Genomic DNA, 482 nt, shown 5'->3' on the forward strand with positions numbered 1-482 from the left:
TGGTGTCGGTAGAAAAGATGGAGACCATTCTCGCCCTTCCGTTAGTCAGGGACAAATACAGCGATTATTACAATGACGAGGCCGATGACCTTTGGCTGGGAAACCAGGGCTATCAGTTCCGGCAACCCGGTAATAAACAAGGTAAGTGTCCACGTATCAGTCTGGTCACACAGTTAGGTTACGACGAAGAAACCGGGGAAGGGGAATTTGAGTTCTATCATTTTGATATGAAAAAAATGGCAAACGGGCAAGTGGGCGTGGTCCTGTACACCCAAAAAGATAACGGGTACGACAGCAATATCCATAGCGTGTCCCCGGACAACATTAAAGATTACCGCGAGGCCATCCGTTGTTTTGAACGGTTGGAAAGCCGGGTTTTTAAAAGGAACGATGTGTATTTATCTACAAAAAATGACAGATGAAAAGATTGATTTTGAGAAAAAGGAAGGAGGATATTTCATGCGCGGGAGCTATTTTACCAT

Annotated in this window: 1 pseudogene; it reads left to right on the plus strand. The window is 44.8% G+C overall.

From position 1 onward, the window contains the following. Window positions 1-422 (plus strand): annotated as a pseudogene (locus ED312_RS23885) (hypothetical protein); the annotation flags it as partial. Window positions 423-482 lie beyond the last annotated feature (60 nt).

The sequence above is a fragment of the Sinomicrobium pectinilyticum genome (genome assembly GCF_003725735.1).
In the GTDB taxonomy this organism is placed as follows: domain Bacteria; phylum Bacteroidota; class Bacteroidia; order Flavobacteriales; family Flavobacteriaceae; genus Sinomicrobium; species Sinomicrobium pectinilyticum.